General features: G+C 33.1%; 21 protein-coding genes. 14 read left to right on the top strand and 7 right to left on the bottom strand.

The genetic code is table 11. The features are described 5' to 3' along the window. The first annotated feature begins 5 nt into the window (after positions 1-5). The 10 genes from Q0739_RS10665 (at position 6) to Q0739_RS10620 (ending at position 14,762) form a co-directional block, all read left to right on the top strand. Positions 6-2,243, top strand: coding sequence for a patatin-like phospholipase family protein (locus tag Q0739_RS10665; RefSeq protein WP_298238715.1), 2,238 nt, complete (start codon positions 6-8; stop codon positions 2,241-2,243). A 318-nt stretch (positions 2,244-2,561) separates the two neighbouring features. Further along, positions 2,562-3,719: a homogentisate 1,2-dioxygenase gene (locus tag Q0739_RS10660; RefSeq protein ID WP_298238714.1), complete on the top strand. Its 1,158-nt coding sequence runs from the start codon at positions 2,562-2,564 to the stop codon at positions 3,717-3,719. Between the two features lie 154 nt (positions 3,720-3,873). Then, positions 3,874-5,034, top strand: a complete 1,161-nt coding sequence (gene hppD / locus Q0739_RS10655) for a 4-hydroxyphenylpyruvate dioxygenase (RefSeq protein ID WP_298238713.1) — start codon at positions 3,874-3,876, stop codon at positions 5,032-5,034. Positions 5,035-5,222: 188 nt separating this feature from the next. Further along, complete coding sequence (locus tag Q0739_RS10650) at positions 5,223-5,990, top strand: DUF3108 domain-containing protein (RefSeq protein WP_298238754.1); 768 nt, start codon at positions 5,223-5,225, stop codon at positions 5,988-5,990. A 7-nt stretch (positions 5,991-5,997) separates the two neighbouring features. Then, positions 5,998-6,915, top strand: coding sequence for a tryptophan 2,3-dioxygenase family protein (locus Q0739_RS10645; protein WP_298238712.1), 918 nt, complete (start codon positions 5,998-6,000; stop codon positions 6,913-6,915). Next, the gene (locus Q0739_RS10640; RefSeq protein WP_298238711.1) at positions 6,873-8,192 is read left to right on the top strand and encodes a peptidoglycan DD-metalloendopeptidase family protein; all 1,320 of its coding nucleotides are present in this window, start codon (positions 6,873-6,875) and stop codon (positions 8,190-8,192) included. The genes Q0739_RS10645 and Q0739_RS10640 overlap by 43 nt, the downstream gene beginning before the upstream one ends. Before the next feature lie 6 nt (positions 8,193-8,198). Continuing rightward, a complete protein-coding gene (gene pgi / locus Q0739_RS10635) occupies positions 8,199-9,818 on the top strand; it encodes a glucose-6-phosphate isomerase (protein WP_298238710.1) in 1,620 nt (539 codons plus the stop codon). A gap of 177 nt (positions 9,819-9,995) precedes the next feature. Beyond that, entirely contained in the window at positions 9,996-12,545 is a 2,550-nt protein-coding gene (locus Q0739_RS10630; protein ID WP_298238709.1) for a carboxypeptidase-like regulatory domain-containing protein, read from the top strand. Positions 12,546-12,551: 6 nt separating this feature from the next. Then, on the top strand, positions 12,552-14,222 hold the full coding sequence (locus Q0739_RS10625; protein WP_298238708.1) for a choice-of-anchor J domain-containing protein: 1,671 nt from the start codon (positions 12,552-12,554) through the stop codon (positions 14,220-14,222). A 99-nt stretch (positions 14,223-14,321) separates the two neighbouring features. Next, positions 14,322-14,762, top strand: a complete 441-nt coding sequence (locus Q0739_RS10620; protein WP_298238707.1) for a hypothetical protein — start codon at positions 14,322-14,324, stop codon at positions 14,760-14,762. A gap of 33 nt (positions 14,763-14,795) precedes the next feature. Here Q0739_RS10620 and Q0739_RS10615 read toward each other — a convergent pair whose 3' ends face one another. Continuing rightward, entirely contained in the window at positions 14,796-15,845 is a 1,050-nt protein-coding gene (locus Q0739_RS10615) for an endonuclease/exonuclease/phosphatase family protein (RefSeq protein ID WP_298238706.1), read from the bottom strand. A 125-nt stretch (positions 15,846-15,970) separates the two neighbouring features. Here Q0739_RS10615 and Q0739_RS10610 point away from each other — a divergent pair, with 125 nt between their 5' ends. The 3 genes from Q0739_RS10610 to Q0739_RS10600 are packed head-to-tail and all read left to right on the top strand — an operon-like array spanning position 15,971 to position 20,639. After that, positions 15,971-18,775: a carboxypeptidase regulatory-like domain-containing protein gene (locus Q0739_RS10610; protein WP_298238705.1), complete on the top strand. Its 2,805-nt coding sequence runs from the start codon at positions 15,971-15,973 to the stop codon at positions 18,773-18,775. A gap of 13 nt (positions 18,776-18,788) precedes the next feature. Next, the gene (locus Q0739_RS10605) at positions 18,789-20,201 is read left to right on the top strand and encodes a DUF5689 domain-containing protein (protein WP_298238704.1); all 1,413 of its coding nucleotides are present in this window, start codon (positions 18,789-18,791) and stop codon (positions 20,199-20,201) included. A 60-nt stretch (positions 20,202-20,261) separates the two neighbouring features. Continuing rightward, positions 20,262-20,639 carry a hypothetical protein gene (locus Q0739_RS10600; RefSeq protein WP_298238703.1) on the top strand — a complete coding sequence of 126 codons (378 nt, stop codon included), beginning with the start codon at positions 20,262-20,264 and terminating at the stop codon, positions 20,637-20,639. A gap of 43 nt (positions 20,640-20,682) precedes the next feature. Here the strand turns inward: Q0739_RS10600 and Q0739_RS10595 are convergent, their stop codons facing one another. Continuing rightward, positions 20,683-21,651, bottom strand: coding sequence for an endonuclease/exonuclease/phosphatase family protein (locus Q0739_RS10595; protein WP_298238702.1), 969 nt, complete (start codon positions 21,649-21,651; stop codon positions 20,683-20,685). 74 nt (positions 21,652-21,725) lie between these two features. On the opposite strand from Q0739_RS10595, the gene hflX reads away from it, so the two are divergent. Beyond that, positions 21,726-22,943: a GTPase HflX gene (gene hflX, locus Q0739_RS10590; protein ID WP_298238701.1), complete on the top strand. Its 1,218-nt coding sequence runs from the start codon at positions 21,726-21,728 to the stop codon at positions 22,941-22,943. Between the two features lie 154 nt (positions 22,944-23,097). On the opposite strand, the gene Q0739_RS10585 is transcribed toward hflX, so the two are convergent. The 5 genes from Q0739_RS10585 to Q0739_RS10565 all read right to left on the bottom strand — a co-directional run bounded on the left by Q0739_RS10585 (position 23,098) and on the right by Q0739_RS10565 (position 26,339). After that, positions 23,098-24,042, bottom strand: a complete 945-nt coding sequence (locus Q0739_RS10585) for a DUF3078 domain-containing protein (protein ID WP_298238700.1) — start codon at positions 24,040-24,042, stop codon at positions 23,098-23,100. Positions 24,043-24,111: 69 nt separating this feature from the next. Continuing rightward, the gene (locus Q0739_RS10580) at positions 24,112-24,618 is read right to left on the bottom strand and encodes a DUF2480 family protein (RefSeq protein ID WP_298238753.1); all 507 of its coding nucleotides are present in this window, start codon (positions 24,616-24,618) and stop codon (positions 24,112-24,114) included. Positions 24,619-24,680: 62 nt separating this feature from the next. Further along, complete coding sequence (locus tag Q0739_RS10575; protein ID WP_298238699.1) at positions 24,681-25,007, bottom strand: SUF system Fe-S cluster assembly protein; 327 nt, start codon at positions 25,005-25,007, stop codon at positions 24,681-24,683. A 77-nt stretch (positions 25,008-25,084) separates the two neighbouring features. Further along, positions 25,085-25,507 (bottom strand): SufE family protein, encoded by a 423-nt coding sequence (locus tag Q0739_RS10570; protein ID WP_298238698.1) that lies wholly within the window; start codon positions 25,505-25,507, stop codon positions 25,085-25,087. Between the two features lie 40 nt (positions 25,508-25,547). Further along, complete coding sequence (locus tag Q0739_RS10565; protein WP_298238697.1) at positions 25,548-26,339, bottom strand: META domain-containing protein; 792 nt, start codon at positions 26,337-26,339, stop codon at positions 25,548-25,550. Positions 26,340-26,398: the final 59 nt, after the last annotated feature.

The raw sequence follows: 26,398 nt of genomic DNA, 5'->3' as shown, positions 1-26,398 counted from the left end.
ATTCTTTGAATCACAAAATTATCATATTAACCCTATGCTTACTTGCTTTATTTTCCGCACAAGCGCAAAATGAAACACAAGAAAAGATACCCAAAGTTGGCCTAGTACTTAGTGGTGGCGGCGCAAAAGGACTAGCGCATATAGGGGTTTTAAAAGTGATGGATAGCTTAGGCGTTAAGGTCAATTATATTGCAGGAACAAGTATGGGGGCTATTGTTGGTGCCTTATATGCATCTGGGTATACAGGAAATCAATTAGATTCTTTGTTTCAAGAAATTAATTTTGATGATATTATAAACGACGACTTACCTAGAGCATCCAAATCATTTTTAGAAAGAGATAATAATGAAAAGTACGCGCTAAAGTTGCCTTTCGATAATTTTAAAATTAAGCTGCCATCTGCACTTTCAAAAGGCTATAATACTTACAGTTTATTGTTAAAATTGACTTTGCATGTAAATGAGATAAAGGATTTTAGTAAGCTCCCAATTCCGTTTTTTTGTATTGCTACAAATGCCGAAACAGGTAAACAGGTAATTTTAGACAAAGGCAATTTAACACAAGCAATTATGGCTAGTGGGGCTTTACCATCATTGTTTCAACCAGTAGAAATTAATGATACCGTTTTAATTGATGGTGGTGTTGTGAATAATTATCCCATAGATGAGTTACGGGCAAAAGGCGTTGATATTATAATTGGAGTTGATGTGCAAGACGACTTGCTTAATCGAGACGAGTTAACCTCGGCTCCAGATGTACTCATTCAAATTAATAATTTCAGGACGATTAAAGATATGAAGCTCAAAGTCCCGAAAACAGATGTGTATATTAAGCCTAATATAAAAGATTTTAATGTTGTGTCGTTTAATGATGGTGCTAAAATTATAGAGGCGGGCAGATATGCTGCCATGTCTAAATTAAATATTTTAAGAGAGTTAGCGTTAAGAAAAAAGGTAGATAACTTAAAGTTAGAACCACCTGTAACAGATAGTGTTAAAATTAATAGCATAACAATAAAAGGTAATAAGAACTATACTAGGTCTTATATATTAGGAAAACTCAAATTTAAAAATGAGAAAAAAATTAGTTATGAGGATTTTAGAAAAGGCATAAATAATGTAGTCGCAACTAATAATTTTGATTCGTTCGAATATCAATTAAAGAATTCTGAAGATAAAGAAGGTTATGATTTAGTTTCAAATATAAAGGAGTCTCAAGTCAACACTTTTTTCAAATTAGGAATTCATTATGACGATTTATATAAGAGTGCTGCACTTTTAAACTTAACAAAAAAACGCTTACTTTTTAAAAACGACTTAGCTTCATTAGATATTATTCTCGGCGATAATGTGCGCTATAATTTCGAATATTTGATCGATAAAGGTTTTTATTGGAGTGTTGGAATAAGATCTAGATATAATCAATTTGAAAAAAATATTAGTGCACAATTACTATTGGACGAATCTCAAATAATAACTCCAGAATTAAATAAAATTGATGTAAAGCTTCGTGATCAAACCAATCAATTTTATTTGCAAACTATATTTTTAAGAGATTTTGCATTAAGCATTGGAGCAGAACATAAGCGTTTAAAAATAGACTCCGAAACAATAACGGGTAACAATATAGGAGATGAATTTCAATTTGAAAATACCGACTATTTTAGTGCATTCGGAGGGCTTAAGTTGGACACTTACGACAATAAATATTTTCCAAAAAAAGGGTTTTATTTTGATGGCGATATACATATGTACTTATTTGCATCGCATTTTAATGAGACTTTTGATAATTTTTCCATATCAAAAGCAGATTTGGGATATGCTTTTAGTGTCTCTAATAAACTTGCTTTTAATTTACAAATAGGAGGTGGGTTTAAATTGGGAGATAAATCAACACAAGCACTAGATTTTGCTTTGGGAGGTTATGGTAACAATTTAATAAATAATTTTATTCCTTTTTTGGGTTACGATTTTGTGTCACTTACAGGAAATAGCTTTGTCAAAGCATCTTTTGTTGCAGATTATGAGGTGTTTAAAAAGCATCATGTTACTGTAGAAGGAAATTGGGCTAATATAGATGACGATATTTTTGAAACGGGAGAATGGTTTACACTTCCAGATTATAGAGGCTATTCTTTAGGGTATGGCATTGATACATTTATTGGTCCTATTCAAGGAAAATTTAGTTATTCCCCAGAACAGAAACAAAGCACTTGGTTTTTTAATATAGGTTTCTGGTTCTAGAAAATTGCTTGTTTGTCATTTCCGCAAAGGCATAAACCTTTTAAAATATATAAAATAATGATATTAAGAAACCAAATTAATGAATCTCATTAATGGGTGTGAAGCTATTCTTTTTATAATGTCGTTATTTTTCCGATATTTGTATTCAGATGAAACTTTATTGGAAAGACTTATTATCATTTCTTCACTACCTTATCAAGAGAAACCCTGAGTAAGCAGGCATTTTTTTGTATCTTTAGATACGTCCATTTTCAGTTAAATACCACCTTCAAATAGCAGAAGGTTATATTATAGTTTTTAATATTTAATATTTAAAATATGCCTTTTTATCATAAGTTAGGGAAAATCCCCTATAAACGTCATATTCAATTTAGAAAGCCAGATGGCAGTTTGTATTACGAACAATTATTTGGAACTATTGGGTTTGATGGCATGTCAACAAACAGTTATCATGAGCAACGACCAACACAGGTTAAAAAAATAAAAAACCAATACAGTGTTGCGCCTAAGATTGCTAAAGCAAATAATATTAAGTCCTATCGTTTAAGAGGTTTTCAAGTAAGTCCAGAGGAAGATTTTTTAGAAAGCAGAAAAACAGTTTTAATTAATAGCGATTGTGCCATTATTTTGGCAGCTCCCAAACAATCCACAAGCGATTATTTTTATAAAAACACAGATGCAGATGAATTAATTTTCATCCATAAAGGCACTGGTAAATTAAGAACCATGCTAGGCAATCTCGATTTTAAATATGGAGATTATTTGTTGGTTCCTCGTGGAATTATATATAAAATTGACTTTAATACAGAAGATAATAGATTGTTTATTGTAGAATCCCGTCGACCAATTTACACGCCTAAACGTTATAGAAACTGGTTTGGACAATTATTAGAACATGCGCCATTTTGCGAACGCGATATTCGCAGGCCTCAAGAACTAGAGACCTATAACGAGTCTGGCGATTTTTTAATTAAAGTCAAAAAACAAGATGATATTATTGAAATGGTTTATGCCTCACATCCTTTTGATGTTATTGGTTATGATGGGTATAACTACCCATATGCTTTTTCAATTCACGATTTCGAACCTATAACAGGACGTATTCATCAACCACCGCCAGTACATCAAACATTCGAGACCGATGCTTTTGTAGTCTGTAGTTTTGTACCTAGGTTGTACGATTATCATCCAGAGTCCATTCCTGCTCCATACAATCATAGTAATATAGATAGTGATGAGGTTTTATATTATGTAGATGGCGATTTTATGAGTAGAAACGATATCGATGCAGGCCATATTTCGTTGCACCCAGCGGGTATTCCACATGGGCCACATCCAGGAGCTGCAGAGCGTAGTATAGGTAAAGTGAAAACCGACGAACTTGCGGTTATGGTAGATACTTTTAAACCATTAATGGTTACCGAAGAAGCTATGAAAATAGCCGATGACGATTATTATAAATCTTGGTTAGAATAAATTTTTTATTAGAAGCTATTTCCTGCTTTCTGTTGTATCTTTTTTGAAGAAAAATCAAAAAAGGATGCCACTTCAATCAGGGCTATTAAATAAGAGTTAAAATTTAACTTTACGAATAAACAATTAAACTCATAAACGAATAAACTTTAAAACAATGAGTAAAGAAATAAAAACAGTAAACTACGGTTTAGAAAAAATATTTGAAGGCGCGCAAGATTTCCTACCACTTTTAGGAACAGATTATGTCGAGTTCTATGTAGGCAACGCTAAGCAATCGGCACATTTTTACAAAACAGCATTTGGTTTTCAATCGTATGCATATAAAGGTTTAGAAACAGGTTCAAAAGACTCAGTAAGTTACGTGTTAAAACAAGACAAAATCAAGTTAGTTTTAACAACGCCATTAAATAGTTCATCATCAATAAATAATCATATAGTTAAGCATGGCGATGGTGTTAAAGTTATAGCACTTTGGGTTGAAGATGCTAGAAAAGCATATCAAGAAACTACAAGTAGAGGCGCAAAATGGTATATGGAACCTTTTGTAGAAAAAGATGAAAATGGGGAAGTGGTTCGAGCCGGAATTTACACCTATGGCGAAACAGTGCATATGTTTGTTGAACGAAAAAATTATAATGGTTCTTTTTTACCAGGTTTTAGGGAATGGAAAAGTGATTATAATCCAACGCCTATAGGATTAAAATTTATAGACCATATGGTTGGTAATGTAGGTTGGGGACAAATGAATACATGGGTTAAATGGTATGAGGATGTTATGGGCTTTGAAAATTTCTTGTCGTTTGATGATAAACAAATCCATACAGAATATTCAGCACTTATGAGTAAGGTGATGAGTAATGGTAATGGTCGTATAAAATTTCCAATTAACGAACCTGCAAAAGGCAAAAAACGTTCGCAAATAGAAGAATATCTCGATTTTTATGAAGGCGCTGGTGTACAGCATATAGCTGTAGCTACAGACAATATTATAAAAGCTGTAACTAGTTTAAGGGAACGTGGGGTAGAGTTTTTATCTATTCCGCCAGAAGAGTATTATAAAGCGGTTCCAGGCAGATTAGAAGAGCATAGTCATGAATTAAGAGAAGATATAGAAACACTTAAAAGTTTAGGAATTATGATTGATGCCGATGAGGAGGGCTACTTGCTTCAAATTTTCACAAAACCAGTCGAGGATCGTCCAACGTTATTCTTCGAAATCATACAACGCATGGGTGCTCGAGGATTTGGAGCGGGAAATTTTAAAGCCCTATTCGAATCTATTGAGAGAGAACAAGCAAATCGAGGTACACTTTAACAACTATTTATTATTTTTTTATGAAAACTCTGTCAAATAATTTTGATGGAGTTTTTTTGTTTTAATACTTTTGGAACAGTAATTGTAATTTCTAGAGTATAACAATAAAGTAATAAGCTTAAAGTTATATTACAATTACATAAAATAGAATGAAAAGAATACTACTTATAATAATTACATTGTGTACAATGCAGTTGTCTTTTTCGCAAGACATCACTACACCTATTTCAAGTAAAGAGTCTTCTTTTGGTGTTGGTGAATGGTTTAAATTTAAGATGAGCTATAGTGGTTTTTTAAAAGCAGGAAATGCAACTTTAACCGTTAAGGATTCTAAAGTAAATAATAAAGATGTTTATCACGTTGTTGGCAAAGGTTGGACAACGGGTATGATAAAATGGTTTTTTAAAGTAAAAGACAGATATGAAAGTTATTTTGATAAACAAACCATAATACCATACAGGTTTATTAGAAATATTGATGAAGGAGGTCACACAAAAAATTTAGAAATAAATTTTGATCAAAAAGCTAATAAAGCTTACGTAAATGATAAAAAGCATAAAACAAAATCGGTTTATAATACGAAACCAAATATTCAAGATATGGTTTCAACGTTTTATTATTTGCGTAATAATTTAGACACAAGCAATCTAAAAATTGGAGATGAGGTAATGATAGATATGTTTTTTGATGGTGAGAATTACGGGTTTAAACTAAAATACTTAGGAGAAGAAACTATCAAGACTGATTTTGGTAAAGTGAAGTCTTTAAAATTTAGGCCATATGTTATGGCAGGAAGAGTATTTAAGGAGGAAGAAAGTTTAACACTATGGGTATCAAAAGATAAAAATAAAGTACCTTTGCGCATCAAGGCAGATCTTGCTGTTGGGTCACTAAGAGCAGATTTAGAAGCCTTTAAAGGCTTAAAACATCCTTTTAAAATAGTTGTAGATAATTAAAGGAACTTTGGACAAAAAAATAACCAACCAGCTCAAAGAAAAATACGACCAAATTGGTCAAGACGTTGAAACCCATTTAGAAGGATTGTTATATAGCAAACCTATTAATTATTGGGATTACATTCAAACAGATGCACTCCTAAACCTTCAGGTGCAACGTACAGTTCTTCCAGACGAGATGGTATTTATAATGTATCATCAGATAAACGAGTTATTATTTAAGATGATACTTGGTGAAATTCATCAAATAGCCGAAAAAAATGAAGTTGATGCGTGTTTGTTTACTTCAAAATTAATGCGAATTAGTCGCTATTTCGATATGCTTACTTCCTCTTTCAACATTATGAGAGATGGAATGGATATAGATCAATACAATAAATTTAGGACGACTTTAACCCCAGCAAGCGGGTTTCAAAGTGCACAATACCGAAAAATAGAATTTGCCTCTACGGAGCTAATTAACCTTATTGATAAACGTTTTAGAAGCACAATAGATAGAAATTCGTCGTATGAAAATGCGTTCGAACATCTATATTGGCAAGCTGCAGGAAAAGATTATAAAACAGGAAAAAAGAGCTACCTTTTAAAAGCTTTTGAAGAGAAATATAAAGATGAGTTTATAAGGTTTACGCGTTTTTATAACAAAAACAATCTTTGGTCTAAGTTTAAAAGCTTACCTAAAGAAGCCAAGGAAAACAAAGAATTAATTAAAGCCATGAGGCATTATGATTATACTGTTAACATTAAATGGGTAATGGCACATTATAATACGGCGAATCATTATTTGAATATTGGAGGAGAAACCGCAAAAGCAACAGGAGGAAGTGAATGGGTAAAATATATGCATCCAAAATATCAAAAAAGAATATTCTTTCCAGAATTATGGACAAAAGAAGAATTAGAAAATTGGGGAACAGACGTTTAATTTTATTGATGGTTATTGGGGTATTCTTTATAGCTTGTAAGGATGACCCACAACCACCAAAAAAGGAAGAAATTGCCAAAGTCGAACCACAAGATGTGTTCGAATTTGGTTTTAAGCTTAACGACTTTGTGGTTAAAAGAGATACTGTAAAATCTGGAGAGAGTTTTGGGCAAATATTAGAACGTAATAGAATAGGATACCCGAAGATTTTTCATATAGCAGAAAAGACAAAAGAAACTTATAATATTGCACGTTTTTTTCAACAGGGGAAACCCTACACAATTTTGTGTTCTAAAGATTCATTAGAATTACCAGAAACCTTTATTTATCAACCCAATAAAGAAGAATATGTTGTTATAAATTTTAAAGATTCTATCCATGCTTATACCAGCAGAAAACCTGTTAAATATGTTGAAAAAACAATTACAGGAATTGTTACAAGTAGTATTTCAGAGACTATTGATGAGCAAGGAGCAAGCCCAGTATTAACAAATAAATTGGCAGACGAAATTTACGCATGGACTATAGATTTTAATCGTTTGCAAAAAGGAGATAGGTTTAAAGTGATTTATACCGACAAGTATATAGACGATAGTATTTATGTAGGTGTACACGATGTTAAAGCAGCGTATTTTGAACATAAAAACGAACCCTTTTATGCCTTTCGTTTTCAAACAGATTCAACAAAAGGGATTGTTGATTATTTTAACGATGAAGCTAAAAATTTGCGTCGTGCATTTTTAAAAGCGCCAGTTAAGTTTAGCAGAATATCTTCTAGATATAACTTAAGGCGTCGAATTGCGGTTTACGGTTATAAAGTGCGTGCACATAAAGGCACTGATTTTGCAGCCCCTATTGGCACACCAATTATGGCTACGGCTAATGGTACAGTTACTGAATCAAGAAGAAAAGGAGGCAACGGGAATTATGTAAAAATTAGGCATAATGCTACTTACGAAACGCAATATTTACATATGAGTAAGCGCTTAGCTAAAGTGGGTGATTTTGTAAAGCAAGGCGATGTAATAGGTAAAGTAGGAATGACAGGAAACACAGGTGGACCCCATGTGTGTTATCGCTTTTGGAAAAATGGAAAGCAAGTGGACCCATTCAAACAAAAATTACCAGAAGCAAAACCCATTTCAGATTCTTTAAAAGTTCAATATCTAGACTTTATAAAACCAATAAAATATAAATTAGATAATATATTTTTTCAACCAGAAATTATAAGCGAAGAAGAAAAAAATCAACCAATAATTACACAATTAGATACTTAAAATAAAATGTCATTACCAAAGATAAATCCAACTACTACAACAGCTTGGAAAAATTTAGAATCCCACTACAAAGAGATGAAGTATGTCCACATGAAAGATTTATTTTCAAAGGACAATAAAAGAGCAGATAAGTTTACCATAAAGTGGGAAGACTTTTATGTAGATTATTCAAAGAATAGAATTTCAGAAGACACCTTAGAATTTCTATTAAAATTAGCAGAAGAAGTTAAATTAAAAGAAGCTATTCAGAGTCAGTTTTCAGGAGAGACAATAAATCAAACCGAAGGAAGAGCTGTATTACACACAGCATTAAGAGCTTCAAAAACTGATGAATTTAAAGTTGATGGTATTAATGTCATGCCAGAAGTTTATCAAGTAAAACAAAAAATTGAAGGCTTTACAAACGAAGTTGTAACTGGCAAACGAAAAGGCTTTACAGGCAAAGTATTTACCGATGTTGTAAATATTGGTATAGGTGGCTCAGACCTTGGTCCAGCAATGGTTGTAGATTCGCTACAGTTTTATAAAAACCATTTAACTACTCATTTTGTAAGTAATGTTGATGGCGATCATGTAAACGAAGTCATTAAAAAACTCGATCCTGAAACAACGTTATTTGTAATAGTTTCCAAAACTTTTACAACACAAGAAACTTTATCTAATGCAAATACTATTAAAGAGTGGTTTTTACATTCGGCAAATCAAGAAGCAATTGCAAAACACTTTGTGGCGGTTTCAACTAATATAGAAAAAGTTAAAGGTTTCGGAATTGATGAAAACAATATATTTCCAATGTGGGATTGGGTTGGTGGTCGATTCTCATTGTGGAGTGCTGTTGGTTTAACAATTAGTTTGGCAGTTGGATATAACAATTTTGATAGCTTGTTAAAAGGAGCTAACAAAATGGATATGCACTTTAAAAACGAAGATTTTAATACTAATATTCCAGTTATTCTAGCATTAATTAGTGTGTGGTATAATAACTTTTTTAAAGCTGAAAGTGAAGCGATTATTCCTTACTCACAATACTTAAATCAATTTGCTACCTACTTACAACAAGGTATCATGGAAAGTAACGGGAAAAGTGTAGATAGAAATGGCAAAGCAATAGACTATCAAACAGGAACTATTATTTGGGGAGAACCAGGAACAAACTCGCAGCATGCTTTTTTTCAGTTAATTCATCAAGGGACTAAATTAATTCCAGCCGATTTTATTGGTTTCACAAAGTCATTGCATGGAAATCAAGACCATCAAGATAAATTAACGTCGAATTTTTTAGCACAAACCGAAGCTTTATTAAATGGTAAAACAAAAGAAGAAGTTGTAGCAGAAGGAACAAACGATAATATCATCCCTTTTAAAATATTTCAAGGGAATAAACCAACAAACACAATTTTTATAAACAAATTAACTCCAGAGAGCTTAGGAAAGCTAATTGCTATGTACGAACATAAAATATTTGTACAAGGTATTATTTGGAATATCTTTAGCTATGATCAATTTGGGGTCGAACTTGGAAAGCAATTGGCGAACAAAATTTTACATGAATTTAACAGTGATGCTGTTAATAAACATGATTCATCAACCAGTAATTTGTTGAGTTATTATAAGAGTAAGAGTTAGAAACGTAACAATATCATTACAATATTCGAAAAAAGCTGTTAATATGGAAATGTTAACAGCTTTTTTAGTTATTAACAATTGTTAAATTTCTTAACATTTGCTTAATGATAATCAGTGCTTTATGCTTATTTTTGGCTTGACTAATTTCAAATAATTAATTAATTCTTTTCTAAAATTATGAAAAAAACTACTCATTTTTTAATGGTAGCTATGGTTTTATTATTTACCATTTCTGCTATGGCTCAAAGTACTATTTCTGGTACAGTATTGGAGACTGGAACAGGTCTGCCACTCCCTGGAGCTAACGTTATTGAAAAAGGGACTACTAATGGAGTTACATCAGACTTTGATGGGAACTTTACTATTAAAACCCAAACATCATCAGGAGAAATTGTTATTACTTATATAGGGTACACTAGCAAAACTATAGCCTTTACTGGAGATATAGCATTGGGAAATGTAGTGCTAGAGTCTAGCCAAGTTGGTCTAGAAGAGGTGCAAATTATTGCATCTGTTGCTGTAGACAGAAAAACACCTGTTGCAGTTTCTACGATAAAAGCGGCTGACATTTCCTTAAAATTAAGTACACAAGAATTTCCTGAAATTTTAAAATCTACACCTGGTGTGTATGCTACTAGAGCGGGTGGTGGTTATGGAGATGGAAGAATTAACCTCAGAGGTTTTAGTTCCGAAAACATTGCTGTAATGATTAATGGTGTTCCGGTAAATGATATGGAGAATGGACGAATATTTTGGTCTAACTGGGCTGGTCTTGGAGATGTTACGAGCACAATGCAAGTGCAAAGAGGCCTAGGAGCTTCTAAGGTTGCTGTACCATCAATTGGTGGAACAATAAACATTATAACTAAAAGTACAGATGCAACACAAGGCGGTATTATTAATACTGGTATTGCTAATGATGGCTATTTTAAATATGGAATGACATATTCTACGGGATTATCAGATAAAGGATTTGCGGCAACTGTTAGTGCATCAAAAATTTCTGGTGATGGTTATATTGATGGTGGAGAATTTTCAGGATACAATTATTTTTTAAGTTTATCAAAACAATTAAATGAAAGAAATAGACTTACGTTTACGGCATTTGGAGCTCAGCAAACTCATGGACAACGTTTTAATCGCTCAACTATTGCAGAATTATTAGATACAGATTCTGGACCACAAAAGGCAAATAAAGACTGGGGTTATAAAAATGGTGAAGTGTATCATGCATCCTATAATTTTTATCATAAACCTCAAATCTCTTTAAATCATTTATGGGAAATAAATGATAATTCTGTTTTGTCTACTGCATTGTATACATCTTTTGGATCAGGTGGTGGAAGAAGAGATGAAGGTTCTAAGATTGGTTCAAGCGATTATAGAATTGGTAGTTCAGGATTACAACCAATCGATTTTGATAGAATTGTTTCCGAGAATATAGCTAATGGAGCAGCAGGCTCTACCGATATTATTTCTGCTTCAAGAAATTCTCATGAATGGTATGGAATTTTGTCTACTTATAAGAATACAATTAATGATAAGTTAACCATTTCAGGAGGATTAGATGCGCGTTATTATGTAGGTCATCACTGGTATGAAGTAGAAGATTTATTAGGAGGGCAATTTTTCTTAGATAATGAAGATGATACGTTTGCCTTTGGAAAACCTTTAAGAGTCGGAGATCGCTATAATAAAGATTATGATGGTATTGTTTTAAGATCGGGTATTTTTGGTCAGGCAGAATATCAGGTTAATGAGTCTTTAAATTTATTTATGGCTGCAGACATTTCAAATACAAATTATAAAAAGAAAGAATTTATGAATTCCGATATACCTATTAATGATAGAGAGTCGGATGCGATTAATTTCTTTGGCTTTGGTATTAAAGGAGGTGGTAATTATAACCTAGATATAAATAATAATGTATTTGTTAATGTAGGATATTTTTCAAAAGCACCATTTTTAGATGGTGTTGCTTTTCAAGATGACGATTTATTAGACCCAAATGAGGAAGCAGAAAACGAAAAAGTATTTAGTGTCGAATTGGGTTACGGTTATAGAGGCGAAAAGCTTTCTGCTAATGTTAACCTTTATAGAACAACTTGGTTAGATAAAGGTATAAATGGCTCACTTCCAGGTGTGAATCCAGGAGATGAAAGAGTTTTATATAACCTACTTGGTATGGATGCACTACACCAAGGTATTGAAATTGATTTTAGATATAAGTTTTCCGATGAGTTAACTTTTACAGGAATGGCTTCTATTGGTGATTGGAAATGGAAAAGTAACGTTTCTGCTATTGTTAGAACACAAGATGGAACTCCAGTTGGCGAAGTAGATGTATTTGCCGAAGATTTAAAAGTTGGTGATGCGGCTCAAACAACATTTGCATTAGGGGCAAATTATAAATTTGCTACAAAATCTAGTTTTTATGTAGATTATAATTATGCAGGAGATATGTATGCGTCATATCAAGTTACAAATAGAGGAACTGCTGGCCTTCCAGATACATGGAAAGTTCCAGAGTTTGGTTTATTTGATACAGGAATAAGTCATGCCTTTAGCATGGGTTCATTTGAAGCAATATTAAATGCTAAAATTAATAATGTATTTAATACAGAATATGTAGCAGATGCAAATGATGTAGATGGAACTTCAGCAACAGCCTTAGTATACTATGGTCCAGGTAGAACATATAGTGTAGGATTAACAGTTAATTTTTAAAAAAAGATGAAAAGAATATATTATTTATACGTAATTATATTAGGATCAATCATGATTGGTTGCAATCCTTTGGAAGATATTAATAATGAAATTAATGCAAATAAACCTGGTGTTATTGAGGCAGTGGAACTTACACTTACTGATGATGATTATACTGAAGACATAGATGATGGAGGTTTGGGCTTAGATCGTACAAGATTTGATTCTGAAGACGATGCTAAAACTATGTTACCAGATTTTTTAGCAGAGTTATATCCATTTTTAGGTGATGGGTCTTCTGTAACTGTAAATTATAATTTATTTATTGGTAATGCAGAAGGAGTTAGCGATTATTCAGGGGCAGATATTTATCAGTTAACCAATGCCGACTATGCTTCAACAGGTAGTGATGCTTTTGGGTTTTATCCTAACGTTTATGCAAACGAAGAAATTCCTGCTGTTTTAGATGCAGCTATTACAGGTGCTACAGAAGGAGATATTGTGTTAGCTAAATACGAGCAATATTTTGAAAATCCAGAAGTTGGTTTGGCTAACGTATACCAAGCATCGTTCCCTGCTAATTTTGGTGATTTTGAGAATATTGATGTTTTAGGAGCAGAAGGTTGGACCTCGCAATCTGGATATGCTCAAGGGTCAGGATTTAATGGAGGAGCTTTAGCCAATGAAGATTGGTTAATTTCTCCTGAAATTGATTTAACTGGAATGACCAATTTAAAATTTCAGATAAATCAGGAAATTGATTTCTTAGGGGATCCTTCATTATTTGATGTATTAATTTCAACTGACTATACAACAGGAGGTGATCCTATGGCAGCAACTTGGACGGCTGTAAGTTTTGATAAATCATTGTTTGGAGATATGTCACTTTCCGAAGACATAGACTTCCCGTATGGAGGAGCTACTATTCATGTTGCACTTAAATACAGTTCTACTGACTCAGACTCTCCACGATGGCGTGTAGAATCTTTTGCAATAAAAACTATAGGTGTTACCGGAAGTACCGATAAAAAAGGTACGCATTTTGTTTATGATGGAGGTGAATGGGAAGTTGTAGATGGAGTGTATTTTTTAAGTGCTTCAGATTTTGATTCAATGGGTGAAGAATCTGGTCAACCAGGACGATTTAATAATTTTGGAAGTTCAACTCCAGCAGAAGATTATTTGCCAACCTTTTTAAGACTCACAGAACCATGGGCTTATGGGCAGGAAGAAGACGAAGTTATAATGGTATACGACTATTTTTCTAGTTTTAGTGGAGCTCAAATTAGAGGTAATAGATATACGTTTACTGATGGCAATTGGGTTGGACATGAGCAAGTAATACGTACAAGTTTACAATTTGGTTTAGAAGACGGAGTTTGGGTGCCAGACAACACAATTAGATATACTTTGGTCGCATCAGATTATGATTTAGTGGCAACTGCATTACTTACAGAACCTGGATTTGAGGATGCTGCAGGTAACTTAAATAGCTTTGGAAACTTTAATAGATCTGGAGGAAGTACAAACTGGAGTGACGAAATGGTAGTTACTGGTCTTGCTATTGTATTAGAAAGTTTGGATCCAAGTGCTGCAGAAGGGCAAAAATATATTATTACAATTGCAACATGGGCTCCAGGTGATTCAACCGAAGATTTTTCGCTTATAAAAACAGGAGGTGAATGGGTAGCCAATTAAATTTTGCTTTTAAATAACTTAAAAACCGCTTCAATTGAAGCGGTTTTTTTATACTTTAAATTATTACATTTGTGCAACATAACTAATTAATCAAATACAATGTATAGTAGCGTTCAAATATTACACTCATATTGGGCATATTTAGTTTTATTAATTTTAATATTAGCAACAGGTAATGCCATAATTAAATCAATAGGAGGAAAAGAATACGAAGCAAAAGATTTTAGAATATCATTGTTTACCTTAATTGTTTCGCACATTCAATTGTTAATTGGACTCGTATTATATTTTGTATCGCCGCGTTTAAGTTTGTTTAGCGAGCTTGGTATGGGAGAAATAATGAAAGATGCGGTAAATAGATTGTATTTAGTTGAACACCCATTAATAAACATTATCGCTGTTGCTTTAATAACCATTGGGTATTCAAAGCATAAAAAGAAATTAACCTCTAAAGGCAAGTTAAAAACAATTGCTATTTTCTATAGTATAGCTTTGGCATTGTTTTTATCGAGAATTCCATGGAATGCTTGGTTAGGTTAATAAAAAAGGGAGCTAATTAATTAGCTCCCTTTTTTATTTCACTTCCCTTATAACGAACGTATATACAGGAAAGTGATCGCTAAAACCATCGGTAAAACCACCGTTAGAAAAACTTCTAAAAGGGTATCCTTTATATTGCCCTTTTTTATTAATCAAATAGTTTTTGTTAAAAATTCCTGCTTTGTAAAAACGAAAGGACGAATAGTCTTTTTCAAGTAATGGTTTTGTAATAAGTATTTGGTCAAACAAACTCCATGCGTCTCTATAGGCTGTCGTGCCCAAACCATCTTTAAAGAAGTTTTCATAAGGATTGTAAATACCTTTAAGACCAACCTTTTTTCTGTTTTTTTGAGCTTTTAATACATCTTTTACGCTATTGTTGGTTGGGTCATCATTGAAATCGCCCATAATAAAAACCTTTGCATATGGATCTATAACTTGTAAAGAATCGACTAAATATTTACTCAATTTGGCAGCAGCGACACGTTTTGGTCTGCTACGCGCTTCACCACCACTTCTAGAAGGCCAATGATTGACTATAACATGTATCAGGTCTCCTTCTAGTTTACCCGTAACTAATAGCTGATCTCTAGTATAAACTCGTTTTCTGGACAAGTCATCATAAATTTTTAATTCATGACTGCTAGTAGAAATAGGGGTAAATAATTTCTTTTGATATAATAAGGCAACATCTATTCCTCTAGCATCTGGAGAATGGTAATGAATAATACCATAATCTTTAGAAATCAATGAAGAATCATTAACAACATCTTCAAGCACCTCTCGGTTTTCAATTTCGGATACACCAATAATAGCAGGCGTGTTATTAGTAACGTCACTTCCAATATCGGCAATAACGCGAGCCATATTTTTAACTTTTTTCTTATAAACGACATCACGATTTCCTTTTAATTCCATCATGGGGCTCGCTTCATCAAATTTAGTAATGTCATTTATAGTGTCGAATAAATTTTCGAGATTATAAAATGCAATGGTGTGAATTTTATATTTTTTTTGCTGTGCTTCAGCATTAAAAAACAAACAAAAAAAAGCTATAAGTAGAAGAGGTATTGATGTTCTCATTAGCAGAATATTAATTTATCGTTATTTTGACTACAAATCTTGAGCCAAAATTATGAATTATCTAGAAAAAATGTAAATTTGTGTTCCTTAAATACATGATGAAGGTATTAATTATAAATTCAAGTATGAAGAAAAAATTACTTATTTTTTTATTCGGTTTTTTTTCAATTTTCACAGCATTTTCACAACAAACACTAATAAAAGGAAGTGTAAAAGAGGCTTTATCTTTCGAACCTATAGTGGACGTTTTAGTTACTATTGAAGAAACTGAACAAACAACTCAAACAAATGAACTTGGAGAGTTTCAATTTACACAGAATGTGCCTTTAGGAGAGCAGATTTTAAGAATTTCAAAAATTGGTTATGCTACTAAGAGGTATCCTATTATTGTCAACGAAAATCAAACAGTAAATATTACGGATATGACTCTAGAAGTTGATAATTCATCTTCCGATGAATTATTTACAATCACACTCTCCGATGACCAATTGGATAATGATGAAAGTGGAGCCGATAATATTTCAGGTTTACTAGCATCTTCACTAGATTTATTTCAAAGAACCGCTGCATTCGAGTTTAGCTCGTCATTCTTTAGAGTTCGAGGTTTAGACTCCGATAATGGGTCAGTGCTTATTAACGGTATAGAAATGAATAAGCTCTATAACGGAAGACCACAATGGAGTAATTGGGGTGGATTAAATGATGTGGTAAGAAACCAAGAGCTAACAGTCGGGTTAACACCTTCTAGTTATAATTTTGGAGGTATTCTAGGGACTACAAACATTAATGTTCGTGCATCTCAGGCAAGACCTGGAGGTCGCGTTACGTATTCATCTTCAAATAGAAGTTATACTAATAGACTAATGGCTACATATGCATCTGGATTGTTAAAAAATGGTTTTGCATACACTTTTTCTGTTGCGCGTCGTTGGGGTGATGAAGGTTATCAAGATGCCACACTTTACAATTCTAATTCCTTTTTTGCTTCTGTTGAGAAGAAGTTTAATGATAAGCATAGTTTAAGTTTTACGTCTATTTACACACCTAATAGAAGAGGAAAATCTTCGCCTAATACTCAAGAAATATATGATTTAAAAGATATTAGATACAATGAGTATTGGGGTTGGCAAGATGGAGAAAAGCGTAATTCACGTATAAAAGAAGTGGAGGAGCCTATTGTTATGCTTAATCATTATTGGGATATAAATAGCAAAACATCATTAAATACAAATATTGGATATCAATTCGGAAAAATTGGAAACAGCCGTTTAAATAATAACGGCACAGATTTAGTTAATGGTTTTCCAGAAGGAGGAGCGCAAAATCCAAGTCCAGCATATTATCAAAAATTACCAAGTTATTTAGTTAGGAACTTTCCAGATGATTTAGAGTTTGCTTTTGGTGCTCAACAAAAATTTATTAATGATGGTCAAATAGATTGGAATGCTTTGTATCAAGCAAATATTTCAAACGCACAAAATGGTGGTAATGCTATTTTTGCGCTATATGAAGACCGAGTAGACGACAAACAACTTACCGTTAATACAATATTTAATACCGAGTTGAATGAAAATATTATAATCAATGCGGCTTTAAATTATAAATCGCTAAAATCTGAAAATTTTGCTGAGATAATTGATTTATTAGGAGCGACAACTTATTTAGATGTAGATGGCTTTGCAACCGATATTGATGAAGCTCAAAACGATCTATTAAATCCTAACCGATTAGTAGGTGAGGGCGATAGATTCGCATATAATTATAATTTATTTGCAAATATTATTAACGGTTATGCCCAAGCCCAATTTAAATATAACAAAGTAGACTTTTACTTGTCTGGTAGCGTTACAAGTACCCAATATCAAAGAGAAGGTATTTACCAAAATGGAGGCTTTCCAGATAATTCAGTAGGTAAAGGAGACAAACTTAGTTTTACTGGTATTGGAGCAAAAGGAGGTTTAACATATAAACTTACTGGTAAGCATTTATTTGATGTTAATGCGGGCTATATAACACGTGCGCCATCACTAAGAAACACCTATTCTAATTCTAGAGAAAATCATAATGTCGTTCCTAATATAACAGAAGAAAAAATAGCATCGGTTGATGCGAGCTATATTTTTCGCTCTCCTATCGTGAAGGCTAAATTAACAGGGTATTATACTAAAATTGAAGATGCGAGCGAGATATCTTTCTTTTTTGCAGATGGTATAGGTGGAGATAATACCGCATTTGTTCAAGAAATATTGCAAGGCATTGATAAAAGACACATTGGTAGTGAATTAGCGATTGAAGCACAAGTAACACCTACTATTAAATTAAAAGGAGTTGCTTCGGTAGGTCAATATACTTACGATAATAATCCAAACCTATTTCTAACAACTGAAGCTGATGATGAGTCAATAGCAGCAGGTTTTGTTGAAGGATTTAAGGATTTTGGACAAGCTAACTTAAAAGATTATAAATTGGCTGCTGGACCACATAGAGCATATTCTGTTGGGTTCGAATATCGAGATCCAGATTACTGGTGGGTTGGAGCAACGGCTAATTTTTTCACCAACACATATATTGATGTTAGTCCATTAACCAGATCTGAAAATTTCACTTCAGATTTTGATGGAAACACGTTTAATGACTACGATGAAGACTTAGCAAGAGAGTTGTTAGAACAAGAGCGTTTTAATGATTATATGGTCGTTAATCTTATTGGAGGTAAATCCTGGAAATTAGGCGATAAGTACATTAGCATATTTGCTAGTGTTAATAACCTATTAGATGAAGTATATAAAACTGGAGGGTTTGAACAAGGTAGAAATGCCAACTATAGACAGTTACGAGACGATAAAGCTTTGGATACACCTGTATTTGGATCTAAATATTGGTATGGACGCGGAACAACATATTTTGTAAACGTAAACTTTAGATTTTAATAATAAAACATATATGAAATGCTTAGCATTTCCAGAATCAGAAAAAAACCTAATTATGAATAAAGTGAATAAAATTATATCCCTTTTAAGTGTATTTGCATTTATAATTGTTTTAGCATCATGTGTGCACGACGACGATTATGACACGCCAAATTTAACCATTAACGAACCAGATATTCCAACAGATAAAATAACAACATTTAAAGCTATCCAATCGAGATTAGAACAAGCTCAAGCTAATGGAGATCCTACGGCAATAATAGGTTTAGATGAAGAGTTATATATTGAAGGATATGTAGTATCAAGCGATAAAGCAAGTAACTTTTTTGAAGAGTTAATCATTCAAAATAAAATAGATGATAGCGACCCAACTGAAGATCCAAGACTAGGTTTTAAAGTAGAAGTAAATGTTGGTAGTTTATATAACACATATGAGTTTGGTCGTAAAGTATATGTAAAGTTAAGTGGACTAACAATTGGAGTTTCAAATGGGGTATTAGTTATTGCAAAAGGAGAAGGGGAAGACTTAGAACAAATTCAAGAATTTGAATACAAAGATATAGTTATAAGAAGTTCTGAGGTTTCTGAAATTACACCTAAAATTTCTGCTATTGAAGATTTAACTGAGGATGACGAAAACACTTATATTCAATTAGACAATGTTCAGTTTGGTTTAGGAGAGTTACCATTAACTTTTGCAGGTGAACCTAGTGATAATTTTGATGGTTTTAGAACTATTTTAAGTTGTGATGCAACAGGAGAAATTGAGTTGCAAACAAGTACTTTTGCAGATTTTAAATCTTTGCAGATTCCACAAGACAGGGGATCTATTAAAGGAATCTACAGTAGAGATTTTAGAGACGACTTTAGTGTTCTAATAACTAATAGTGCTGGAGATATAAGTTTTGATAACGGACAACGTTGCGACCCTGTTTTTGAAGAAAACTTTAACGATGGCTTAGATGGGTGGGAAGTGACCAATACTGTAGGCACTCAAAGCTGGAGAGCTGCTGGTTTTGGAGGAGTTTCTTATGCTAGGGGAACTGCGTTTTCATCTGGAAATATTGTACAAATGGTAAGTTGGTTAATTTCACCATCAATAGATTTTGATGCTCAAGAAAATGAAGAAATGATACTAGAAATAGGCGATGCGTTTAGTAATGGTCAGCCATTAAAGGCATATTACTCAGAAGACTACAGTGCTGGTCAGGATCCTTCTATTGCTACTTGGGTTGAGATAGGCTCATCTGAAATTGATGCATTAGAAGACAATACAGGTTTTTATGATAATATTTATGAACGCACAAACCCAATAGACATGTCAGGTATATCTGGAAATGCTGTAATTGCATTTGTTTATGATAGTGCTGATGCTACAGTTTCTACCAACATTGATATTAGTTTGGTTAAAATTTCTGTTCCATAAATATTTAATATTTTCAAACATAAAGCCTGCTAATCTAGCAGGCTTTTATATTTTTAGCCCATGACAGTCTTTGATGAATTTTTTTATACCGTATTTTCATTTTATAAAAATAACCATAAACAAAAAGCCAATAGTATTGCCATTGTATATATTTCCTTTTTGCAAGGAACATTGCTTCTACTTTTAGGCGTATTTTTTGCTGGGTTTTTTAGGCAAATGAATATGGTTACTATGTCGTCGACCAAAGCATGGGGTTTATTTGTCTTAGCCATGGTTTTTATTTATTTTAAAAACTGGATGCAATACACCGGCAAAAGACGTATGATGATAAATACAAAAATGATTAAAAAGAAATCTAAAACACACAACATATACCTCCTTTGGTTATTACCCTTTGCTGTTTTGGGTTTAACATATATAGTATATCAAGCAGTTTAATTGTTACAGGCCTGTTAGGTTTTTAAACCTGACAGGTCTAATGTTACTTCTTAAAAATGGCATATACAGGGAAATGATCACTATAACCACCCTTATATCTTTTACCTACATAAGTTCTAAACGGTGTGCCCTTATATTTGCCGTTAAATAGCTTTAAAAAATCTTCATCAAAAATATTAGCAGAGCTAAATTCAAACTTATCGCGAGTACTTTTAAAAAAGTTAGTTGAAAAAAATATTTGATCAAATAAATTCCATTGGCGGTTATGGTTTGTGGTGCCTCGATTAAAAGAACGCAGAGTTTCCATTGGGTTGTGCAAATCAAAACCTTCTACTAAACGTTTAATGCTATTGTTAGATGGGTCATCATTAAAATCGCCAATTACTATAATTTTAGCATCAGGATTATTAGCTCGTATGGACGATATTATTTCTCCAGCTTTATCAGAAGAAGCAATTCGTTTATGTTCTGTCTCTTTTTCGCCTTCACGTCTTGATGACCAATGATTAACTATAACATGAATATATTCATTATCAAGTAATCCAGATACGAGCAAGATGTCTCGTGTGTAGTCAGGAGTCCCATCATCATCTGTTAATTGAATTGTAAATGTTTCAGAATGCTGCACAACAAAGGCTGTGCTATCATATAAAAGAGCAACATCAATACCACGCTCATCTAAAGAATCATAATGAATGTAGCTATAATTACAATTTTCTAGATGTTTCGATGCGATTAAATCTTCAATTACTTTGGCATTTTCAACTTCGGCTAGTCCAACAATAGCAGGATGCTTTCCTGTTTCTCTTCTTCCAATATTAGAAATAGCAAAGCCTAATTTTCTTAATTTATTTTTATAGCGTTTAGGTGTCCACTTTTTCACAGATGTATGCAGAAAGTCGTTGTCATTTGTATGCGGGTCATCATTAAGGTCGAATAAGTTTTCAAGATTGTAAAACGCCACGGTTTGCATATTGTGGCGTACGGGTATATCGTCGAAGGTGTTTGTCATAAATCAAAAATAGGCTTAAAAATATAAAAACGAAAATGAGTTCAATTATGTAACTTTGCAACATATTTAATTATATGATTGAAAAGAAAGATAGTGCATTAGAAAAAGCAGTGTTAATTGGTGTTATTACTAAAGATCAGAACGAAGAAAAATCTAAAGAATATTTAGATGAGTTAGAGTTTCTAACTTTTACCGCTGGGGGATATGCCATGAAACGTTTTACACAGAAAATGGAGATGCCTAACCCTAAAACATTTATAGGAACAGGTAAGATGGAAGATGTACGAGAATATATTGAAGAACATGATATTAGTACAGCCATTTTTGATGACGAATTATCTGCAGCACAAGAACGTAACATTAGTAAAATACTAAATGTTAAGGTGCTGGACAGAACAAATCTAATACTTGATATTTTTGCGCAACGCGCACAAACAAGCTATGCCAGAACACAGGTAGAATTAGCCCAATGCGAATATTTGTTACCACGATTAAGAGGAATGTGGACACACCTTGAACGTCAAAAAGGGGGTATTGGAATGCGCGGACCAGGTGAAACAGAAATTGAAACAGATAGACGTATTGTTCGAGATAAAATAGCATTGTTAAAGGCACGTATTAAAACCATCGATAAACAAATGGCAGTGCAGCGCGGTAACCGAGGAAAAATGGTTAGGGTTGCTTTGGTAGGCTATACAAATGTTGGTAAATCTACCTTAATGAATACTATTAGTAAGAGCGAAGTATTTGCCGAGAATAAACTATTTGCAACACTTGATACAACCGTTAGGAAAGTTGTTATTCAAAACTTACCATTTTTATTAAGCGACACGGTTGGGTTTATTAGAAAGTTACCAACCCAATTGGTAGATAGTTTTAAAAGTACTTTAGATGAAGTTAGAGAAGCCGATTTGTTACTGCACGTTGTAGATATTTCGCATCCTAATTTCGAAGAGCATATTGCTTCTGTAGAGAAAATTTTAGGCGAAATTAAAAGTGGGGATAAACCAACCATTATGGTGTTTAATAAAATTGATGCTTATGAAGCAGAACCACTAGATGAAGATGATTTAGAAACAGAACGTACAGAAAAACATTATTCTCTTGACGAATGGAAAAGTACCTGGATGAGCAAAGTGGGTAATAACGCTTTGTTTATTTCTGCATTGAACAAGCAAAATCTTGAAGATTTTAAAAAGCGGGTTTACGATGAGGTTAGGCAGATTCATATCACCCGTTTTCCATATAACCATTTCTTATATCCAGATTATAATTACGAAGACATGGAGTAGTGTTATGGCGTTACCACAAGGGTCGGGCTATCCGTTAATAGTTTTGGCTTCCCGCCCTAGCGGGACAAAAAGCTACCACTTCTATCCCTAACGCAAAAAATGCGCTTCCTTTTTTCAAGAAAGCACATTTTTTAATAGTAGTTATAATTGATGTTTAGAATTTATAACTTAAACCAACTGTATAATAGGTTTGTAAGTCGTTATCTATATTTTCAAAAGTTGGTTCTGTTTGAGCAGGCACTGCCAAAGGATCAAATTGTCCTAATACGTAATTTAAGGCTTCTTGTTTATTGCTTCTTAATCCAAAATCAAAACCAACACCAATCATTTTCCACAGAGTATAGCTAAAAGAGTTGGTCCAGGTCCAATTTGAAAAATCTGAGCTTTTATAACTTTGAAACATAGATAAGTTCGTTTTAAAGTTAATAGCTCCAATTTGTCTGGTGTAATCTGCCACTATTTTTGCGCCAAGTGAAGATTCGAACACAGTATCTCCACTACTAAATACAAAGTTGTAGTTTAATGGATGAATAACCACTATCAAGTTTTCAATAGGTGTCCAAGTTGCTCCAACACCAAGATCTAAATAGCCTGGGTCGTTAAAGTTATCGAGTAAGGTAGTTCTATATTCCATTAACCCAGAGATAGCTAATGTTTTGGTAATATTTCTTCCGTAAAGCGAAGACAAATTAAAGACATCAGTTGTAGGGTTAAAACTATCATCGTCATTAGGATCATCTTTGTTATCAAGCTTTACCCAGTTTAGGTTGGTGGTTAAAGCGTTTCTCCAAAAGAATTTTTCTTGGATTAAATTGGCGTAACCATTAAATGTAAATCCAATGTTTCCAGAGGAGTTGTTAGGAGTTCCTTGTGCATACCAATTATTAAAATTAGACAAGCTACCACCAATGGTTCCAAATGCACCTGTGCGCCACCCTGGAAGAGCGTCAATTTGGGCTTGCAATGCGTTAGCTTCAGCTTGAGCAGCATCGGCTTCGGCTTGCTTTTCGGCTTTTTGAGCTTGTAATTCTTCCTTTGTTTGTGCATGCATTGAAATAATTCCAATAAAAAAGGCACACACGAGTAATAATTTTTTCATTTTCATTTGGGTATAAAATTTGTGCAAATATAAGGTTTAGACACTGTAATATATATTGGTCACTAACAATTATTTTTTCTTGTATAAGGGTACCGAAGAGCAGGCTTCCCCATACATAATTGATTTTGCAAAAGGTTTAAGCTTGTTGGTAAGCATAATGTAGGCATTCTGTGGTACGGGCTTGTTAGCACAGCCTTTAATAATAATAGGTTTATTTTTATAATCTGAAACATCAAGATTATTAATAATATCTTGGTAAATGGAAGTTTCTAGTTGTTCTAAATCACCAGTTATCACCCGATTAGTATACGGTTCTAAATGTATGCTTAATAGCATATAGGCCCATCCTGGAATAATGGCATCGGTGCTACATGTTAATGCAACATAAGCGTCTTTATATTGACTCCAGTCATGATTTGATACTTGATCTCTAAAGTCTTTTTCACGGAGCACAAAACCTTCAAACAACCAATCTTTAATATCGAATAGAATGCGTTTTCCTTCTGGATAAAAATCTTCCAAATCAATAGTTGCTAATTTGCTATTCGCAACGCGATTTATAATTTCGTCTGGCATGGAAATATGGTGTTTCAATTTTTGTAGTTAACCAGTTAGGTATAAGGACAATTATAACTAAATTAAAGCATTCCCAATTCAAGTTTTGCTTCTTCACTCATTAAATCTTGTGTCCAAGGTGGGTCAAAAGTAATTTCAACTTCGGCATCTTTTACATCGTTTAACGATTTTACTTTTTCTTCAACCTCTAAAGGTAATGTTTCTGCTACGGGACAGTTAGGTGTTGTTAAGGTCATTAATATTTTAACATCGTAATCTTCGTTTACAAAAACGTCGTAGATTAGCCCAAGTTCGTATATATCAACAGGTATTTCTGGGTCGTAAATTGTTTTTAAAACGTTTACTATTTTTTCACCTAATTCGGCGGTATCTATTGTTGCTTCACTCATAATCTAAATTGTTTGTTGTTAAGTTGTTTGATGTTAAGTCGAGAAGGCTCTAAACGACTCCACAGCAAACCATTAGCTTAATTCAACTGTGTTTGATATGCTATTGCATACATTTTTAGTTGCTTTACCATACTTACCAATCCGTTTGCTCGGGTAGGCGATAGATGTTCTTTTAATCCTATTTTATCAATAAAATCGGTGTTGGCATCAATAATATCTTTTGGGTGTTGATTTGAAAACGTGCGAATCAAAATTGCTATAATACCTTTAGTAATAATGGCATCACTATCGGCAGTAAATATAATTTTATCATCTTTCATTTCTGCATGCACCCATACTTTACTTTGACAACCTTTTATGATGTTGCTTTCCGTTTTATATTGGTCGTTTATTAGGGGTAATTCTTTCCCTAAATCAATCATATATTGATAACGTTCTTCCCAATCTTCAAACATTGAGAATTCGTCTATTATTTCGTCTTGGATGTTTTTAATAGTCACAATCACAAATTTTAATGCAAAAATACAACATCAAAAGTTGCTATTCAATGTTTTCGGCTATTGATAAGATTTCTTTAACAAGTGATGCTATTGTTATATGAGGATTGCCATGATCGAAACTTTGAGTTTCATATGTATCTCCATTGTAAGTAATGTTTAGTCTAGCTAAGGGAGCTCCATCAAATTGATGGTTTTTAGATGGCGGTTCTAAGTTTGGAAGATTATTGATTTCAATCTTTTTTGCAAACTCAATAAGCTTATTATAATTAGATTTTGAACACACATTACTTTTTGGCTCGTTTCCTCTTTTATTAGAGACTAAAATTTGCTTTTTGTTAATTTTTATGTTCTTATAGTAGCCACGAGAGCTAGCAGTGTATTCAAAATTCAGTATGATTTGTGTTTCTTTTATAGCGGAAAGAAGTAAGATTTTATTTTTAAATAATGAAAAACCTTCTTCATTAAACAGAATAGTATTCGCACTTTCTAGTGCTTTTAGCAGTTGCGCTTCAATGTTATTGGCATCATCTTGACAGGACATTCTTGTAGACCCCAATGAGTCAAATTTGAGTTTTTCATTATCTAGTGTATATGAACCAAAGAAGCGATTACACCCAGAAAAACCATTTACTCCCTTCGTGTCTTTGTTGAATGTTATATTCAATTCAAATGATGAAACATCTGCGTTATGCAAGTTTGTGATTTTATAGGTTCCGTTTAGTTCTTTCATAATTGAATCGTTGAGTTGTAAACTTTGCATGACTTGATATTCAGAGGGTCCCCAACAACAACGAAGTATAATTATACTTAGAATAGCTATGATGAATTTCATTGAAGTAATTTTGTTTTCAATTTAATGTACAAAAAAGACGCCAAAGTTGGCGTCTTTTT

It is taken from the genome of uncultured Algibacter sp., from assembly GCF_947487605.1.
Taxonomy (GTDB): Bacteria; Bacteroidota; Bacteroidia; order Flavobacteriales; family Flavobacteriaceae; genus Algibacter_D.
The sequence above is the reverse complement of the archived record's forward strand: the minus strand, read 5'-3'. Positions and strand labels throughout refer to the sequence as shown.

What these genes read in the sequence shown, in the direction of transcription:
- Q0739_RS10660 (WP_298238714.1), top strand. Translation starts at nt 2,562, where the DNA reads ATGCCTTTTTATCATAAGTTAGGGAAAATCCCCTATAAACGTCATATT.
- hppD (WP_298238713.1), top strand. Translation starts at nt 3,874, where the DNA reads ATGAGTAAAGAAATAAAAACAGTAAACTACGGTTTAGAAAAAATATTT.
- Q0739_RS10650 (WP_298238754.1), top strand. Translation starts at nt 5,223, where the DNA reads ATGCAGTTGTCTTTTTCGCAAGACATCACTACACCTATTTCAAGTAAA.
- Q0739_RS10640 (WP_298238711.1), top strand. Translation starts at nt 6,873, where the DNA reads ATGGACAAAAGAAGAATTAGAAAATTGGGGAACAGACGTTTAATTTTA.
- pgi (WP_298238710.1), top strand. Translation starts at nt 8,199, where the DNA reads ATGTCATTACCAAAGATAAATCCAACTACTACAACAGCTTGGAAAAAT.
- Q0739_RS10630 (WP_298238709.1), top strand. Translation starts at nt 9,996, where the DNA reads ATGAAAAAAACTACTCATTTTTTAATGGTAGCTATGGTTTTATTATTT.
- Q0739_RS10625 (WP_298238708.1), top strand. Translation starts at nt 12,552, where the DNA reads ATGAAAAGAATATATTATTTATACGTAATTATATTAGGATCAATCATG.
- Q0739_RS10620 (WP_298238707.1), top strand. Translation starts at nt 14,322, where the DNA reads ATGTATAGTAGCGTTCAAATATTACACTCATATTGGGCATATTTAGTT.
- Q0739_RS10615 (WP_298238706.1), bottom strand. Translation starts at nt 15,845, where the DNA reads ATGAGAACATCAATACCTCTTCTACTTATAGCTTTTTTTTGTTTGTTT.
- Q0739_RS10610 (WP_298238705.1), top strand. Translation starts at nt 15,971, where the DNA reads ATGAAGAAAAAATTACTTATTTTTTTATTCGGTTTTTTTTCAATTTTC.
- Q0739_RS10605 (WP_298238704.1), top strand. Translation starts at nt 18,789, where the DNA reads ATGAAATGCTTAGCATTTCCAGAATCAGAAAAAAACCTAATTATGAAT.
- Q0739_RS10600 (WP_298238703.1), top strand. Translation starts at nt 20,262, where the DNA reads ATGACAGTCTTTGATGAATTTTTTTATACCGTATTTTCATTTTATAAA.
- Q0739_RS10595 (WP_298238702.1), bottom strand. Translation starts at nt 21,651, where the DNA reads ATGACAAACACCTTCGACGATATACCCGTACGCCACAATATGCAAACC.
- hflX (WP_298238701.1), top strand. Translation starts at nt 21,726, where the DNA reads ATGATTGAAAAGAAAGATAGTGCATTAGAAAAAGCAGTGTTAATTGGT.
- Q0739_RS10585 (WP_298238700.1), bottom strand. Translation starts at nt 24,042, where the DNA reads ATGAAAAAATTATTACTCGTGTGTGCCTTTTTTATTGGAATTATTTCA.
- Q0739_RS10580 (WP_298238753.1), bottom strand. Translation starts at nt 24,618, where the DNA reads ATGCCAGACGAAATTATAAATCGCGTTGCGAATAGCAAATTAGCAACT.
- Q0739_RS10575 (WP_298238699.1), bottom strand. Translation starts at nt 25,007, where the DNA reads ATGAGTGAAGCAACAATAGATACCGCCGAATTAGGTGAAAAAATAGTA.
- Q0739_RS10565 (WP_298238697.1), bottom strand. Translation starts at nt 26,339, where the DNA reads ATGAAATTCATCATAGCTATTCTAAGTATAATTATACTTCGTTGTTGT.